We start from the raw sequence: 16,832 nt of genomic DNA on the forward strand, positions 1-16,832 counted from the left end.
TTACCGCTGGATGTGATCGTTTCGAGCCTCTATTGGCTCAATTTGGTGCCCAAAAGGATCATTCTGACGGCGATCCAGACTCATCGCCGTTATGCGCCAGTCGGCGCCATTCCCCTGGCGTCATCCCCATCCTCTCCGCAAAGACACGCCGGAATGCCGAGACGGATTGATACCCGACCGTCTCCGCCACGGCTTCCGTGCTGATCCTCGGCTTCTTAAGCTCGTTGGCGGCCATGCTCATGCGAAGATCGGTCAACAGGTCGAGGGCGGAGCGACCCAGCTTGTCCTGAAACTGGCGCATGAATGTAGCGCGTGACATGCCGCACAAATCGGCCAGTTCGGGAAGTTTCCAAGGTCGCGTCGGATCAGCGAACATCGCCGCAATGGCCGGTGCCAACCTCGGATGGCCAGCAAGGGCCAATAGGCCCTCAGTGGATTTTCCGGCTTCGCTTGCGGCGCGGAGAACCAGAGTGAATAACACCGAAGAAAGCGCGTTGAGAATGGCGCGTCCTCCCGCTCTGTCGCCTGAGGACTCCATTCGCATCAGGCTGACCAGTCCGGAAAGTTGACTCGATGCCGACGCGATGTCCTCGTCTCCGTGGTTTTTCAGAGCGCGCACGACCAGATTTGCTGGCAGGTAGTTGCGGACCAATCGATCGTGGGGTGGCACGACGAAAAATCGTCCGCACAGCAGATCGAGTTGCTCACCCGGTCCATCGTTCTCGCTCAACATCCATCCTGCGGAGCCCCTGCTTTGGTGCGTCCTGATCGGCGTTTCGCCGCTGCCGTCGTGCAGCGTATGCGCCGAACCGTGAGGGAGCAGCACGATATCCCCGCTCCCAAGCTCCTGCACCGTTCTCGAATCCGGGTCCTCGAAAATGGCACGGCCCATGACTATGACATGGTAGGGGATCTCGTTCGCCGCCGCCCTGGGCCAGATAATCCGCCATGGTGCGCCGTAGGCGCAGCGGACCTCGAGTTGGCCGGTAACGGTTATGATTTGCAGGAGATGACTCAACCAGTCGACTTGAGACATAAGACCTCGAGACGTGAAATCGCCGACGCAGCATATGCCTTCGCGAAGCTGAGTCACCAGGCCGACGGCGACGAGACCCTTGATGTGATGGGACAGGGTCGAAGCCGGGATCTTCAGCCGCTCCTGCGGCGCCCGACCGGCTAGAATATTCGAAATAATGCCATCGCCTTCGGCTAGCCCATCGGGCAGGCTCCCGGGTTCCGGATTGACGCCGGCCTGATAATTCCGTAAGTCTGGATATATGGAAACGGAAGAAGCTGTCCTGGCGCTCGCCGCCCTGTCCCAACCGACCCGAGCCGCAAAGCGTGACCACGATTGGACCCGTGAAGCTTCTTTGCTCTGATCAGCGTCTCGATAGTCCTGCGCCACCATGCTCTGAAGAGATGTTTGTCGACCGGGTCGACGTGAAAGCCGTCTGGCGAGAAGATTACGAACGAGCTTGGCCGGTTGGCCTCCGATCTGTGTGTTGCGACTGATCTCACCAGGGCTATTTCCGTGCTATGTCACTCGAACGGGTCTAAATGGTGAGGCATCAGACGCCCTCCAGGCCCCATCCTCCGGCAGCGTCCTTTGCCGCAAATTTCTTCAAGCCTGACTTCGTGGGATATTTTTCGAGCCGCTCCAACACCTGCCGGGCGTCCTCCTCGGTCCAGTCCGATCCATTGGCACGGGTGCGGTCCTTCAAGGCTGAAGCCAAGTCCGCAGCGCTGGGCCTCAGCGGCCGGGCGCTGTTCAATTTCCAGACGACGGCTATTTCGTCACTTGCAAGAACGGCGCCTGATCTAATTGCGTTCCGAATGATTGAAAACACGGCGACCGCGATGCCAACCACGGCTGCAGCCGCTTTGGTGTGATCGAGGAAGAAACTCGCCCCCGCGGCGGCTGTCGCTGCCCTAACCAACTCTTCAAATGCTTTTAGGTCATCGTCCCGAATGATCCATCTTTCAACGATGATAGAGAACGCGCCGTCAGGCGCCTCGGGAGGCGGCTGTTTAAAGCGCGCAGCAAGGTCGTGTGCGAATGCAGAGGCAATGTCTTTGGGGATCAAGTCCTGCGGCATTCTACTGAGAAGATGGTCTGCACAAGAGCTTTCACTGGGAAATTCCAGCTTGCGGACGGACATGGCTTATTGCTCCCTTCAATATTCTGGCCACAGCGCGGTCACAAGGCCGACAATACGTGCTGCGTAGGCGTAAAAATGTTCATCGAGTTGGTCTGGCATTATCCGGGTGCCTTTGCCTCGCGTGGCGATTTCATGCTCGATGCGCATCGCATAGCCGGAAGCTATCGGATTTAGGATGCGGCACATTCGTGTTTCTCGGCCGCCACCCCGGCAATGGACCAGATGCAAGACCAGATGAAACGGCTGCTGGGCTCCCGGAGCGGTCCCTACTCCGAGGCCGCCGGTTGCATTGAAAGACAGCGGGACCGCGATGAACGCCACGTGATCCCACGTTCTTTCGACAAGCCGAACAAGTTCGACATAACTGCCGGCAAGGTAAAACAACAGGTGGTCCCAACCATCGGGGCCTCCAGACGAGGGATCGCCAGCGTCACCGATGAGCTTGGCGAAATGCTCCAAATGCTCAGCCATATCCTTTGGTGTCTCAATCCCCACCAGGATTGTCGAAATAGCCCTGACGTCTTGACCGCCCCGTATTCTGTCTCGTCGTTCTCGGAGCAAGAACTCCAGATCGCTGGTTGGAAAAGTCGCGCCGCCGAGCGTTCCCTGCGATTCGCCGTCGTAGGATTCCAGTGCTGCAATCCATTGCCTATCGTCGAACGCCCCGGAAAACGTTGCTGACGAGATCAGCAGGTATTCCGGGCCGCTCTCGATCAATCGCTCGAACTCAGTATTGGACGCATTCCCGGTTTCGACCGGACGCACCATCTGGCGGTTGCCAAGGCGCGTCTCCGTGATGCGGATCACCTCAAGATCGGGATCTGGTTCGGGCGTTTCCAAACCTTCCAAATCGTTGAGCATCTTCACGACGTTCAACTCGGCTTGATGCCAGTCCCCGAAAGTGAGCGTGGTGTCGATGCCGAAATCCTGGCTAACGGCCCAGTTGCGGATGACTTGCGATAACTGGCGATCAAGTTCGACGCTCGCGGGGAGGGGCAGTGACCGCCATGCGTCCTCCGATTGGATCGAGACGGACGTTGCCTTTTCGAGAACTGCAAGAAGATCAGACAATAACGAGTGCGTCAGACGCTCCAAGATGCGGCCCAAGCGCCAATTGGGTTGCTCTTGAGCGTCCAGATCAGGTTGAGCCTCAAGGCCTGAGGCTGCGAGCCGCGCGGGAAAGGGAGTCGTGAAGCACAGTTCGGCAACAAACCATCCGATGAGATATTGCAGGTATGAGGAGTGAAACACAGGATCGATCCGATCCGCCAAACTCCGATACCAAACTTGATAGCTTGGCACGAGCGCGTCGATTGCACTCTGCTGAGAAGTGACGTCTTCCTGCTTGATCGTGCAATATGTGGCAACCGTCTCATGAGCCAGACCGGCGTTCGACTCGATTTCCTTGCACCACCTTTGAGCCCAATCGCGGATGTCATTGTTAACGTCTGGATTGGCAGAAAGGTGTTTGAGGTGAAGATGAGTGGCGCCGTCCGGAGTCCTCGTGAGGATCCTCTCGTGCAAGGTCTCATGGGTTGCGACCGTCGGGCTCTGTGACGTCGTAAGCGCATCCAGTTGCATGAATAGGATACTGTGAAAGCCTGCAACGATCGCCTCTATTTCGACGGCGAACCCGTTGCCGGTCTTCTTTTTCTTCTTTGGCACGTAAGAACCCCGAAGTATCAAGCTGCTTTCGCGTATCTCTAATGCGGGTCGATCAGAAAATTTTTTTTGACGGACGTCGTGGCCGCAAATCCTATACACTTCGGCAGCGGAGCCGAGAAGGTCAGATCACGTTTAGACTAGTCTGGTTTTGCGATCCTGACTAGTCACCTTCAGGTTGTGACGTCGCTTTGTCGATGCTTGCGCACTGCGAGCCGCCGAAGACTGGGGCAGGCCGCGATGCGCTCGCTTCCGATCAGATTTGCCACCCAACCGAATTGGTGCTCTCGTACCTGCATGCGCTTCAGTCAGTGCACCGAACACCGCCCCAGCCAGCTTGTCGTCGCCAAGGGCTGCACCCACATCGGGGTGCGCGAGGATGTCGACGGTGGTTGCCAGCCGCAGAGAGGAAAAGCGTGCCGCGGCGATGCGTGTCGCCTTCTTTTCGTCAATAGCGGCCGAGCAGGAATGTCCATACGCAAATGCAAGAGTAGCGCTCTCGCCATCTCTCAAAGATTGGGCAGCACTTCCGGACACCAGATCGAAGAAAGTCTCCAGCGTCTTGCCCTCGAGTTGGGCAATACGAACAAGCCCGTCGCCAACCAATCGAGACAGTTGTTGGCGCTCCGAGCGTCCCGTGGTCGCATCGAGTTCGATCTCGCGTTTGACGTTCTCGGTGACGACAATCGCGAGGGGCAGAGCTCGAAGTATCGAAGTCGTCATACTCTTCTGCCGCTTTATGGTGCCTTCCTCCCGCCTGAGGAGCATTTAAAGTGCGCCGACTGCTTTATGAGCAGCGATTTACGTAATGGTCCGACCGCTCTCGGATTGAGTAACGTGGCCCGCGAGGCGGCATCCTGATCACAACAAACAAGACGTTAATCAATAGCCATAGCCCAAGAATTAAGAGGATAGTCCGCACGCGAACCTCCCGAAAATTCAGTGAAATATAGGCTCCAAGGCGTCCGACATCTATCAGAAGGCATGCAACAAAATCGTGGCGTCGAGCCTTTCAACATCAACAGGCTGATTATATCCGTCCGTCTTCGGTGCAGAACGTGGCACGGCTCCGGTATCAAGGTGATCACATAAGGCACGAAAGCGGCTCGCGGCCTGCTCGGCCTTGCGCCACTCGGTCGGCCGCTGGCGCTCGGCCGCCAACTGTAGACCGGCGACCGTCGTTGCGATCACGTCGTCGATCTTTGCGCCCGTCAAGGTTCGGCGGAATTTTCAACACGATGCTTAACGCCATGATGATCGGCCGTGGGGCCGCAAGAGGTCGTGGGCCTGCTGCTTGCAGAATGCCAGGAAACGCTCGACCGTCTCCGCCGACTTGCAGACCAATGACGGGAGCGCGACTACTTGCTCAACGTCGCTGACAGACGGCGCAGGATCGCCCGGCAGAAGCATGCGCTCTGCGACAGACGCCGCAGTCGATTCGATGCAACGGTCGAGCACATGCAAATACATATCCGCTGCTTGGTGGCCAATGGCTTAGGTCGCCCGATGCATCCGAAACGCTCTTGCCGGCAAATCCGAGAATGCGATTCTTCAATGCACGCAACGCGTGCATTGCCGTGCTGGCGGCGACGTCAATTCTGACAAGTGGCGATCGCGCCCGCCGCATAAGGCAATATCTCTCCGCCCGGTCGTGGCCTCACGACCTCTGAAAATCATCACGGCAGTCGAATACACAATAGCATAGCCCGACTCGAAAGAATGTGAAGCGCTTCACGCCCAAAAATTGGAGATTGTGATTTCATTGTACTGCGATCTAACGTCGCGTTCGGTCATTGCGCGCGCGAGGACGCCGCCGGCAAGCACGGTACCGTGCGAGGGCGCGTGGCGAGCCGATCCGGCATCTGCACTCGATACCTGCAGCTCTCCGATAGCGATGCAGCTGGATTTGTATCCTTCGTGTCCCGCTAACTTAGTGATCGCAACAGGACTACCGACCCATGGCACGCCTATTCATCAGTCATTCAAGCCGCAACAACGACAAGGCTATCGAGGTCCGTGACTGGCTCGCCAAGAACGGTTGGGACGATGTCTTCCTTGATCTCGATCCGCAGCGCGGCATTGTTGCCGGCCAGCGCTGGAAGGACGCACTGCAGAGGGCCGCACAACGCTGCGAAATGGTGCTGGCGCTGATCTCGGCAGAATGGCTGGCGTCGCCCTGGTGCAAGGCTGAGATCGATGCCGCACGGTTGATGGGCAAGAAAGTTATCGTCGCGTTGATTGGGATTGATAAGGCCCAGGTGCCACCTGATCTCAATGACGAGCAGTGGATCGACCTGACCGGCGACCCCAACGCCTACACGCGGCTACGGGAAGGTCTGAGGCGTGGCGGCCTCGATCCCTCGAGCTTTCCTTTCGAGGTAGGACGCCGGCCCTATCCCGGATTCGCCTTCCTTGAGGAGAGGGACGCGGCTATCTTCTTCGGGCGCGACGCGCAGATTGTCCGCGGGCTTGACAAGATCCGCAGTCTCGTCCGCGCCGGCGTCGACCGCATGCTGGTCATCCTGGGTGCGTCGGGTTCCGGCAAATCGTCCTTCTTCCGTGCGGGACTTTGGCCTCGCCTCAAACGCGACGATCGGACCTGGTTGCCGCTACCGACCATCCGGCCCGAGCGGGCGGTGATTTCCGGTAAGTTTGGTCTCGTACGGGCACTGCAGCAGGTGATGAGCGATACGCAATTTGCCGACGGGATTCGCAAACGCGGCCTGCCGCGCAGCCGTGCCGAGATCCAAGACTCCATCGACAAGACCGAGGACGGGCTCGTCAAGATTTTCGCCGCGCTACGCGAGATCGCACAAGTGCCCGGGCTCTCCGGCGAAACGACGCCACCGCCAACCATCGTTCTGGCCGTGGACCAGGGCGAGGAACTGTTCAATGAAGACGGACAGGACGAGGCCAGGCGTTTCATCGAGATCCTCACTGACGCGCTGAAAGCCGATCCGCATGCGCTCGCAATCCTGGTCATGCGTTCGGATTCGTTCCCGCAATTGCAGACCGAAGCGCGGCTCGCCGACCTGCCGAAGGATACCTTCACGCTCGACATGATGTTGCAGGGGTCCTACCGCGCCGTCATCGAAGATCCAGCGCGCCTCGTCCAACCGACTCCGCTCAAAATCGATCCGCAGCTGACCGATGCCCTGCTTCAGGACGTGTCCGGCCAGGACGCGCTGCCGCTTCTCGCTTTCACCTTGGCGCATCTCTACGAGAACTACGCGGCCGGCAACGAACTCAATCTCGTGGATTACGAGAAGCTCGGCCGCCTCAAGGGCGTGATCGCAACCACGGTCCGCGAGGCCTTTGAGGAGGGTGTCGCCAAGGGTGAGTTGCCCAAGGATGCGAAGGCTCAGTTCGCGCTGGCGCGCATGGCCTTCATTCCGCACCTCGCCAGGGTGAACCCGGTCGGCCAGTTCGCCCGACGCATTGCGACACGCGCGGAGATCCTGGCGGAAGCAAGACCTCTCATCGACCGCTTCGCCGAGCGCCGTCTGCTCATCAGGGATCGCCGCAAAATCGCTGGACAGGATGTCGAAATCATCGAGGTCGCCCATGAGGCGCTGCTGCGCGAGTGGCACGAACTGCACGACGCATTGCTGGAGGAGCGGGAATTTCTGGTCGCCAAGAGCCAGCTCGAGCAGGATGTCACCGAGTGGCGGGCGACGCCGGAGAGCCACAAATCGGGCGCGCTGCTTTCTGGCAACAAGCTCCTTCGTGCGGGTGAATGGCTCGTCAAGCGTCCACAAGACCTCTCCGCAGAGGAGCGGCAATTCATCAACGCGAGCGTCGACAAGGATGCCGAACGACGTCGGCGGAACCGGCTCGCCGTTGCACTGGCATTCCTGGTTACCCTGGGGTTTGCAGGCTACGCGTTTCATGAGGCCCGTAAAGCCGAGCAGAACGTAAAAATAGCTGAATCGGAAAGAGCGCGAGCTGACGACGAGCTCAAGAAGGCCCAAAAGACGGAATCACTGTTCCTGGCGGCTCTCGCGAATCAGCTGCGAAGCGGGGGCGACGCGGGTACAGCGGTCCTCTTCGCACTTGAAGCGCTGCCCGATCCCACCGCCAGACCTGTTCGACCCTACGTTCCTGAAGCCGAGTGGCGGCTCGATGAGGCTTGGCACGATCAGCGTGAGCGGCTGGTTCTCAAAGGCCACGATGATGCGGTGCGGAGTGCGGCGTTCAGCCCCGACGGCAGGCGCATTGTCACCGGGTCTTTCGACAAGACGGCGCGGTTGTGGGATGCCGAAACCGGCAAGCCCCTCGGCGAGCCGCTCACAGGCCACGAGGGTGTGGTGTGGAGCGCAACGTTCAGCTCCGATGGCAGGCGTATCGTCACCGTGTCTGAGGACAAGACAGCGCGGTTGTGGGACGGAGAAACCGGCAAGCCGATCGGCGAGCCACTCACAGGCCACAGGCATGCGGTGCGGAGCGCGGCGTTTAGCCCCGACGGCAAACGCATCGTCACTGCGTCGTACGACACAACCGCGCGGTTGTGGGACGGAGAAACGGGCAAGCCTCTCGGTGAGCCGCTCAGACATGGGGATCCGGTGTGGAGCGCGGCGTTCAGCCCCGACGGCAGACGCATCGTCACCGCGTCTATCGGGAGGGCGCGGCTGTGGGACGGCGAAACCGGCAAGCCGATCGGTGAGCCGCTCGACGGCCACAATGGTCCGGTGTGGAGCGTGGCGTTCAGCCCGGACGGCAAGCGCGTCGTCACTGCGTCTTTTGACAAGACGGCGCGGTTGTGGGACGGCGAAACTGGCAGGCCGGTAGGAGAGCCGCTCGGCCATGAGGATCCCGTGTGGGGCGCAGCGTTCAGCCCCGACGGCAAGTGCATCGTCACGGTAGCTGACGACAAAGCGGTGCGGTTGTGGGACGGCGAAACGGGAAGGCCCCTCGGCGAGCTGATCAAAGGCCACCAGGGAGATGTGGTAAGCGCAACGTTCAGCCCCGACGGCAGGCGCATCGTCACCGCGTCTCACGACAAGACGGCGCGGTTGTGGGACGTCGAAGCCGGCATGACGCTCACAGGCCACCAGGCTAAGGTGTTGAGCACGGCATTCAGCCGCGACGGCAAGCGCGTCCTCACCGCCTCTGGGGACAAGACGGCGCGGCTGTGGGACGGCGAAACCGGCAAGCCGATCGGAGAGCCGTTGGAAGGACACGAGGATGCGGTGCTGAGCGCGGCGTTCAGCCCCGACGGCAGGCGCATCGTCACCGGGTCTGGGGACAAGACTGCGCGGCTGTGGGACGGCGAAACCGGCAAGCCGATCGGAGAGCCGTTGGAAGGACACGAGGATATGGTGCTGAGCGCGGCGTTCAGCCCCGACGGCAGGCGCATCGTCACCGGATCTGGGGACAGGACGGCGCGGTTGTGGGACAGCGAAACTGGCAAGCCGATCGGCAAGCCGCTCAGCCATGGGGATCCGGTGTGGAGCGCGGCGTTCAGCCCCAACGGCAAGCGCATCGCCACCGCGTCTCCTGAGAGGGTGCGGCTGTGGGACGGCGAAACCGGCGAGCCCATCGGTGGGCCGCTCAAAGGCCACGAGCATGAGCTGACGGACGCTGTGTTCAGCCCCGACAGCAGGCGCATTGTCACGGCGTCTCGGGACAAAACGGCCCAGTTGTGGGACAGCGAAACCGGCAAGCCCCTCGGCGAGCCGCTTAAAGGCCACGGGGATTCGGTAGGAAGCGCGGCGTTCAGCCCCGACGGCAAGCGGGTCGTTACCGCGTCTTACGACAAGACGGCGCGGCTATGGGATGGCGAAACCGGCAAGCCGATCGGCGAGCCGCTCGTAGGCCACGAGGGAGGGGTACGGAGTGCGGCGTTCAGCCCCGACGGCAGGCGCATCGTCACCGCGTCTTACGACAAGACGGTGCGGTTGTGGGACGCCGAAACCGGCAAGCCGCTCAAGGGTCACCAATGTGACGCGCTGAGCGCTGCGTTCAGCCCCGATGGCGGGCACATTGCCGCCCTGTGTGGGGACAAGACAGCACGGTTGTGGAAGATTTTTGCAAACACGCAAGAGCTGGTGTCGCATGCAAAGACAGGCATCCCCCGCTGCCTGACCACCGCGCAGCGCAACGCGTATTTCCTGCCCCCCGAGCCGCCGCCGTGGTGCATCGAAATGCAGAAGTGGCCTTACAATACCCTTGCCTGGAAACAATGGCTTGCCGATACCCGCGCCGGCAGGAAGTTACCCGCTATGCGGCAGTAACAACATCGGCGAGACCTTACTGCGACGCAGTGTTTGTTGTTGCCATTGTTGGACCGAGTAACCGAACCGACTCGGCGGTGCTTGGGTTCTTACGGTAACGAACCTAGGCAATTTCGAGGTTCCCGCCCAGACTACCAATCTAATGCGGGGTGCATTCCGAAATCCGATAGCGCGGAATCATCTCGACTGCTCTCTTCAGTGTCTTTGGCCATTTGGCGCCGTACTTCGCAGACACCGAGCCACTGCCATGCCCCTGGATGAAATCCGCCACCTGCGCATGCATCCCGACGTGGCGTGACTGGGACTTCCAGCGGTGCCGCCAGCCATGGTTGGGCCACACGTTGTGATCGACCGGCATGTTCCTCACCCATTCCGCCAGCCGTTCGCCGACCTTCTGGTAGTGAGGATGCGCACCCTTGCCGCCACGTGATCGCCCCGGATCGTAGAACAACGGCTTTCGAAGTTTCTTGCGCTCTGCCACGTAGGCAAGGAAGCCCTGCTCGATCAGATGGGAGTGGACGGGCACAAGGCGCTTCTTGCGGCCCTTGGTGCGATCCTTGGGCAGGTTGAAGCAGAGGATGCTTTGGACTGTTACGATGTCTGACGGCAGGAGGGACGTGATCTCGTTCACCCGCGCGCCCGTATAGGCGCAGATCCAGGGGATCCACCGTCGCGCCGCGGCCATTTCAGTGGAAAGCAGATGCGAGCCCTTCTGCAGGGTCGCGGTCAGGATGGTGTGCGCGTCCTTGTCGCTAAATCCCTTCGCGTCATCGTCCTTTTCGGTCTCGACATTTCGAACCACGACGCCGGACACGGGATTGATCGTCAGCTTGTCCTCGTCGACGAGATACTGGCAGACCGCTTTCAGGGCGGCGAGATGGACGTCCTTGACAGTCCGCGGCGTGCGCTTTTTGACCTCTCGTCCGATCCTGACGTCTTGTTGCAGCAGATCATTCTTCCAGTCGATGACCTGCTTTTTTGTCACCTTGGCGAGATTCGAATCCTTGGCCCAGTCCGTGAACTCCTTGATGACCGGCCGCCACCGCTCCAGGGTCGATGCAGCCAGACCCGCGGCTTCGGCGTACTTGTCGAACCAGGTCAGGGCGTCGAGTTTTTCGGGCTCGGGCGGCGGGTAGTTCGCAACGTGGGGTGAGGGTGAAAAGTCACCGTTTGCGGCGCGGACCAGGTCGGCGGTCGCATGGCCCCGAGCCTTGAAGAAGGCGCGCACGAAAAGGGCTTGCTGTTGGGATCGAGCCGCAATCTTTTCCGCTTGAGGAATTCCAAAATGTCGTCCCAATAGGCGAACAGCTGCCAATTGGGGTGCCAGATGAGCGGCTTGGATTTCTTCTTGTGGACTTGCGCCGCCTCGTAGGCCGCGGAAGTAGGGTCGTTGCCGTGCTTCTCGACGTATTCGCGGTAGTACTCTCCGGCAAGCCCAACCGCTTGCCTGGGGCTGAGCGCCGTCATCGGCAGGTCCTGGGTCACGGGGTCGGGCAGGCCCGCACGCAGCGCCTCAAGCCGCTTCTCCCATTCGGATTCGAGCACCAAGGAGAGGCTGGCGCAGCGAACGGTCGCGATCCGCTCGTCCTCGGTCTCCAGCGAGCGCCAGACCTCGCCGCGGCCGACGATGTCGCGGTAGCGCTGCGGCACGCGCTTGCGCAGCCAATAGGATTTGCTTTTCTTGTCACGCAGGACCGGCGCAGGCATACGAACGACCATGGCTGTGTAGCATCCCTGTGTAGCACCCGGATGCTGCGTAAGCCCTTATCAGACCGGAACAATTTGAACGGACTGACAAAATCCCGCCGCTGGGTTAGGAATCCCTCCCTCTCCGCCACAATAAAACGGCTTCGAGAAAGCCCCACAAAATAAGGTCTTACTGCACGAAATAAGGTCCAGAGGTCTCTGGTGTGGCCCTAGGGTGTCGACCAGCACGATCCTGAAGCGGTTGCCATGGAGTACGACCTTCCGCTTGTTGCCCGTTCCTGCCGATGAGGGTCCTCAAGCTCGTGTCAGCTTTGTGGGGTACACCCGAAGCGCCGATCCGCTGGCAGCCAAGCCTCATTTTGATCCGACCCGGACATCGGCGAGTAGACCACAATTCGGAGGGACTCCTTCTCGAGTACTCTGAAGAAGACCGAGGCGCACGGCAGCGAAGCTCTGGATAATTTACCCTGAGAGCAATAAGCTGCAGCTTGAAATCCCCGGAACTGTTGGTCGGATAAGGCGTCAGAGCAATTCGCAGGGGAGGGACGAATGAGCATCGTGCTGCGACCCGGCGCGCCGTCGGATTCCACCGTTTGCGGAAAAATCTGCTTCGAGGCGTTCAGGGCAATTGATGACGAGCACAACTTCCCGTGGGATTTTCCGTCGGTGGAGGTGGCCACGCAGGTCCTGGTGATGCTGCTGTCCAACCCGGGGTTCTACTCGCTTGTCGCCGAAAAGGACGGAAAGGTTGTCGGCAGCAACTTTCTCGATGAACGCGGACCGATTGCCGGACTCGGGCCGATCACAGTTGATCCGACCTCACAGAACGCGACGATTGGGAGCCGATTGATGCAGGCTGCGCTCGACCGCGCGAGCGATCGGCGTGCGGCCGGGGTGAGGCTGCTGCAATCCGCATTTCACAATCGTTCTTTGTGTTTGTACGCCAAACTCGGCTTTGACACCCGCGAGACGATCTCGAAAATGAACGGGGCTCCGCTGGGCGTCAGCTTGCCGGGGTACGACGTGCGTCCGGCCGGCGCTAACGATCTCGTGGCCTGCAACTTGTTATGCCACCGGGTTCACGGTCATGATCGTGGCGGCGAACTCGATGACGCGATTAAGGCGGGAACGGCGCGGGTCGTCGTGCATCTCGGCCACATCACCGCCTATGCGACGGATGTCGCGTTCTTCGCCCATGCCGTCGCCGAGAGCAACGAAGGTCTGAAGGCCCTGATCGGATCTGCTCCGGGCTTTCCCGGCGGCGGCTTTTTGGTGCCGACCCGAAATAGCGAACTATTCCGCTGGTGTCTGCAAAATGGCCTCCGACTCGTGCACCAGATGACCCTAATGACGACCGGCCTCTACAACGAGCCTAAGGGCTTTTATCTGCCCTCGGTGCTCTATTGAGCAAGGAGCCTCGGCCCCGGCATCAGGCCGAGCTTCGGTCCACGGCCGTAGCCGAAAAGCACGTTAGCGGCGAGATAGTCAGCTCCTGAACGTGGACCGGAAATTGATCATTAGCGGGACATTCGGCACCACCTGGACAGGTTGTCTTCGGAGATCATCTCTTCGGGAGGTCACCACCGTGGACGTCGGAGGTTGGCTGCGGAATCTCAGTCTCGAACAATATGAGGGCGGCATTCCGCGAGAATATCTCGACGGCGGGGCGGCCGCGCTCATCCACCTTCGCCGTATAGCCATGCTTTTCTAGGATGTTGAACTGGGCGCTCAAGAGACGGTGCGCCGACGCTCAGAACGAGGTTGCCGATTTCAAGAAATGGGACTTCGACATTATCCCTCACCGAGAGCGGATAAGAAAGGGATTTGAGGTAGTCGAACAAAAGCTCGCCGAGATGTTGACACGCAATTCGATGCGGATGGACTATCAATTGAAGTACGAGGCTATCGTCGCGGCCTACAACAACGAGAAGGACCGCGCGACGATCGAGGAGACCTTCAGGCGACTGGTCGAACTTGTGAACAGCCTCGACGAAGAACAGGCGCGCGCGGCGCGGGAGGGTCTCTCTGACGACGAGCTAGCCATGTTCGACCTGTTGAAGAGGGACGATCTTAACAAGGCGAGTCGCGAGCGCGTCAAACAGGCGAGCAGGGAGTTGCTTTCATCGATAAAGACCCGCTTGGCCGAACTCGATCGGTTTTGGGAAAGGAGCAGACGAAGGGTGAAGTCGAGGCGCTCATTCTGGACGAGATTTTTGTCAAGCTGCCGTCGCCGCCCTTCACGCCCGAAGAAAAGAAGCTGGTCGCGGATAGCGTCTATGCGCATATCTGACGGCAAGCCATGAGCGGCGGGTTCGCGACGGCTAGTTGAGTGCACACGGAGACGCGACAATCAGGCTTTGCGCAACGTGGGTACGTGGTCCTGTTCAGGGCAAGTCGCTCCATAGCGCGCACTAATGGGCTTGGCAGCGTCGGTACCGATCAGTCAGTTGCAATGATGACATCATGCTCCTGTTTTGCCCGACGAGTCAAACGACACGCCCTCATCGAACCCGCTACCAAGGACGATCAACCCACCACCATCTGGTGCGCACCACTCTTCAAATCTCATCAGACTTTCACCCCCACGTAAGTCATTGATCATGCAGCTGCCGTCTACTGTGCATGGGGTTGTTTTCGCGTTTTTGTTGTCCCATGACAGAAAGCCAAGGGTTTCATGATCGCGGCACCCCCGCTCTCCCGGCGAAATCCAGCCGCTATCTACCAAGCGAGACCAACATGCACTCTTCCGCCAGCGGCTGGGGCAACGGCCTTCTCGGCGTCATCATCTTCAGCGGCTCGTTGCCGGCGACGCGCGTGGCCGTCGGTGGCTTCTCGGCGCTGTTCCTGACGTCGGCGCGCGCCGTCATCGCGGCGCTGATCGGTGCGGCGGTGCTCGCCGTGCTCTGGCAGACACGACCGCAACGGCAGGATCTCGCCTCGCTCACCATCGTCGCCATCGGCGTCGTGGTCGGCTTTCCTCTGCTGACCGCGCTCGCGCTCCAGCACATCACTTCGGCGCATTCGATCGTCTTCATCGGCTTGTTGCCGCTGTCGACCGCGATCTTCGGCGTGCTGCGCGGCGGTGAGCGGCCGCGGCCGCTGTTCTGGCTGTTCGCTGGTCTCGGCAGCGCGACGGTGGCCGGCTTTGCCCTCGCCGGCGACGGCGTGGCCTCGCTCACCGGCGATCTCCTGATGGTGGCCGCGATCGTGCTGTGCGGCCTCGGCTATGCGGAAGGCGCCGCACTGTCGCGCCGCCTCGGCGGCTGGCAGGTGATCCCTGGGCGCTGCTGCTCTCGCTGCCGTTGATGCTGGCGCTCGCAATTCTGACGTGGCCGCCCGCCTGGAGCGGCGTCGGTGTGCCGGCCTGGATCGGGCTCGCCTACGTCTCCGTCTTCAGCATGTTCGTCGGCTTCATCTTCTGGTACCGCGGGCTTGCCGTCGGCGGCATCGCCCGCGTCGGCCAGTTGCAGCAGCTGCAGCCGTTCTTCGGTCTCGCGCTTGCGGGTCTGCTGCTGCACGAGCCGGTCGCCTGGAGCATGATCGCCGCGACCGCGCTCGTCGTCGTCTGCGTCTTCTTCGCACGGCGGTTTGCCTGAAGCCTGTCGCCTCACGCCTGCCCCATCACCGTTCGCGTCAGCGCGCTTCTTGCGAACTTCTTCAGCGGCATCGGCTTGCCGAACAGAAAGCCCTGCACGAGATCGAAGCCGAGCTCGTTCGCCGCGACGAGATCGGCGCGACTCTCGACTCCTTGCGCGACCGCGCGCGCGCCAAAGCCCTGCGCCAGCTCGACGATGTGACGGCACACCGTGCGCTTGAGCCGGTCATTGCCGCTGCCGGTGACGAACTGCCGGTCGGCCTTCAGCTTGACGAAGGGAATCTTGTCGAGGCCCATCAGCGCCGGCCAGTCGGCGCCGAGATTGTCGATCGACAGGGCGATGTTGTGCAGTCCGACCTCGCGCGCGACCTCGGTCAAGAGATCGAGCTCGCGGATCGCCTCCTCGCTCTCGATCTCGACCGTCAGTCCGCCGAAGGCCGGATGCGTCGGCACGCGGCGGCAGAGATCGCGCACGGCCTGCGGCTCCCTGAGATAGGAGGCGGGAAGATTGATCGACAGATCGACCGGGCTTTGTTGCTGCAGCAGATAGTGCCAGTCCTGCACCGCGCGATCGATCACGAACTCCGAGAGCTCGCGAAAATGCGGATCGTGTGGCTCCGGGATGAAATAGGCCGGCGGCACCACGCCCCAGGTCGGATGCCGCATCCGCACCAACGCCTCGGCGCCGCTGCGCACCAGCGTGCGCGCGTCGATCTTGGGCTGGTACCAGAGCTCGAGCCAGCCGGCGTGCAAGGCTTCGCCGACATGCACGGCCGGGCTCGGCGCCGGCTCCTCCGGCAGCAGCATCGCAACACGCTCACGCAGCGTCTCCGCGGCAAACGGCGTCGTCAGCGGCGGCAGCATCGCAAGGCCATATTCCTCACCGACCTGCCGCACGGCTTTGACGATGATCGACTCGCGGGCGCCGACGGCGAGAACCCTGCCGGCAAATGCCTCGCGCACCAATATCTCGAGGAATCGTCCCGGCTCGATGCCATCGGCGGCGACACCGAGCAGGATCAGGTCCGGCAATTCGGTGGCGAGCACGGTCCGCAGCTCGTCGGCGCTGGCACATTCGCAGGTGACGAAGCCGAGATCCTCGAGCACCTCGCTGAGAAAGGCGCGCAAGTGACGCTTGCTGTCGGCCACGCAGGCGCGCGGCGTCACCTTTCGCCGTCCGAAGGTCACAGGCCTTCGTCCGACGAGTTCAGTCATCCCATCGTTCATTACACCACTCCCGTTCCGTGACGGTTTCTTAAACGCCGAGCGTGGGTTCAAATATGGAGAGCTTCACATCGTTGTTGAATAATTTGAGTAACGTTAAGCCCTGCAATTCGAGCTAATTTTTCGACAGAATCTTCGAAAAGAGTTCGCATACCCGAGCACCACACAGGCAACGACAAGTCAGTGCAGGCGAAATCTTCCTCGCGCGTCCGACTGTCGTTGCTTGCCGATGAACTGAGACGAGCGACGCGG

Annotated in this window: 10 protein-coding genes and 1 pseudogene; 4 read left to right on the plus strand and 7 right to left on the minus strand. The window is 60.8% G+C overall.

Annotated features, from left to right (window positions below; genetic code table 11):
* Positions 1 to 58: 58 nt before the first annotated feature.
* The 5 genes from P6U29_RS02550 to P6U29_RS02570 form a co-directional block, all read right to left on the minus strand.
* Positions 59 to 1,036, minus strand: a complete 978-nt coding sequence (locus tag P6U29_RS02550; RefSeq protein WP_407119583.1) for an AraC family transcriptional regulator — start codon at positions 1,034 to 1,036, stop codon at positions 59 to 61.
* A 532-nt stretch (positions 1,037 to 1,568) separates the two neighbouring features.
* Positions 1,569 to 2,159 carry a hypothetical protein gene (locus P6U29_RS02555; protein ID WP_407116184.1) on the minus strand — a complete coding sequence of 197 codons (591 nt, stop codon included), beginning with the start codon at positions 2,157 to 2,159 and terminating at the stop codon, positions 1,569 to 1,571.
* Positions 2,160 to 2,174: 15 nt separating this feature from the next.
* On the minus strand, positions 2,175 to 3,824 hold the full coding sequence (locus tag P6U29_RS02560; protein WP_407116185.1) for a hypothetical protein: 1,650 nt from the start codon (positions 3,822 to 3,824) through the stop codon (positions 2,175 to 2,177).
* 132 nt (positions 3,825 to 3,956) lie between these two features.
* Positions 3,957 to 4,544 (minus strand): hypothetical protein, encoded by a 588-nt coding sequence (locus P6U29_RS02565; RefSeq protein ID WP_407116186.1) that lies wholly within the window; start codon positions 4,542 to 4,544, stop codon positions 3,957 to 3,959.
* Between the two features lie 252 nt (positions 4,545 to 4,796).
* Positions 4,797 to 5,036 carry a hypothetical protein gene (locus tag P6U29_RS02570; protein WP_407116187.1) on the minus strand — a complete coding sequence of 80 codons (240 nt, stop codon included), beginning with the start codon at positions 5,034 to 5,036 and terminating at the stop codon, positions 4,797 to 4,799.
* 743 nt (positions 5,037 to 5,779) lie between these two features.
* On the opposite strand from P6U29_RS02570, the gene P6U29_RS02575 reads away from it, so the two are divergent.
* Complete coding sequence (locus tag P6U29_RS02575) at positions 5,780 to 10,054, plus strand: TIR domain-containing protein (RefSeq protein ID WP_407116188.1); 4,275 nt, start codon at positions 5,780 to 5,782, stop codon at positions 10,052 to 10,054.
* A gap of 1,098 nt (positions 10,055 to 11,152) precedes the next feature.
* Here the strand turns inward: P6U29_RS02575 and P6U29_RS02580 are convergent.
* On the minus strand, positions 11,153 to 11,773 hold the full coding sequence (locus P6U29_RS02580) for a DUF6538 domain-containing protein (protein WP_407116189.1): 621 nt from the start codon (positions 11,771 to 11,773) through the stop codon (positions 11,153 to 11,155).
* Positions 11,774 to 12,310: 537 nt separating this feature from the next.
* Between P6U29_RS02580 and P6U29_RS02585 the strand changes: the two genes are divergently transcribed.
* The 3 genes and pseudogenes from P6U29_RS02585 (at position 12,311) to P6U29_RS02595 (ending at position 15,357) form a co-directional block, all read left to right on the plus strand.
* Positions 12,311 to 13,168, plus strand: a complete 858-nt coding sequence (locus P6U29_RS02585; RefSeq protein ID WP_407116190.1) for a GNAT family N-acetyltransferase — start codon at positions 12,311 to 12,313, stop codon at positions 13,166 to 13,168.
* Between the two features lie 305 nt (positions 13,169 to 13,473).
* Positions 13,474 to 14,064, plus strand: coding sequence for a type I restriction enzyme endonuclease domain-containing protein (locus tag P6U29_RS02590; protein ID WP_407116191.1), 591 nt, complete (start codon positions 13,474 to 13,476; stop codon positions 14,062 to 14,064).
* Positions 14,065 to 14,497: 433 nt separating this feature from the next.
* Positions 14,498 to 15,357 (plus strand): annotated as a pseudogene (locus P6U29_RS02595) (DMT family transporter).
* A gap of 11 nt (positions 15,358 to 15,368) precedes the next feature.
* Here the strand turns inward: P6U29_RS02595 and P6U29_RS02600 are convergent.
* Positions 15,369 to 16,583 carry an EAL domain-containing protein gene (locus tag P6U29_RS02600; protein WP_407116192.1) on the minus strand — a complete coding sequence of 405 codons (1,215 nt, stop codon included), beginning with the start codon at positions 16,581 to 16,583 and terminating at the stop codon, positions 15,369 to 15,371.
* Between the last annotated feature and the right edge of the window lie 249 nt (positions 16,584 to 16,832).

The sequence above is a fragment of the Bradyrhizobium sp. LMG 9283 genome, assembly GCF_045571415.1.
Taxonomy (GTDB): domain Bacteria; phylum Pseudomonadota; class Alphaproteobacteria; order Rhizobiales; family Xanthobacteraceae; genus Bradyrhizobium.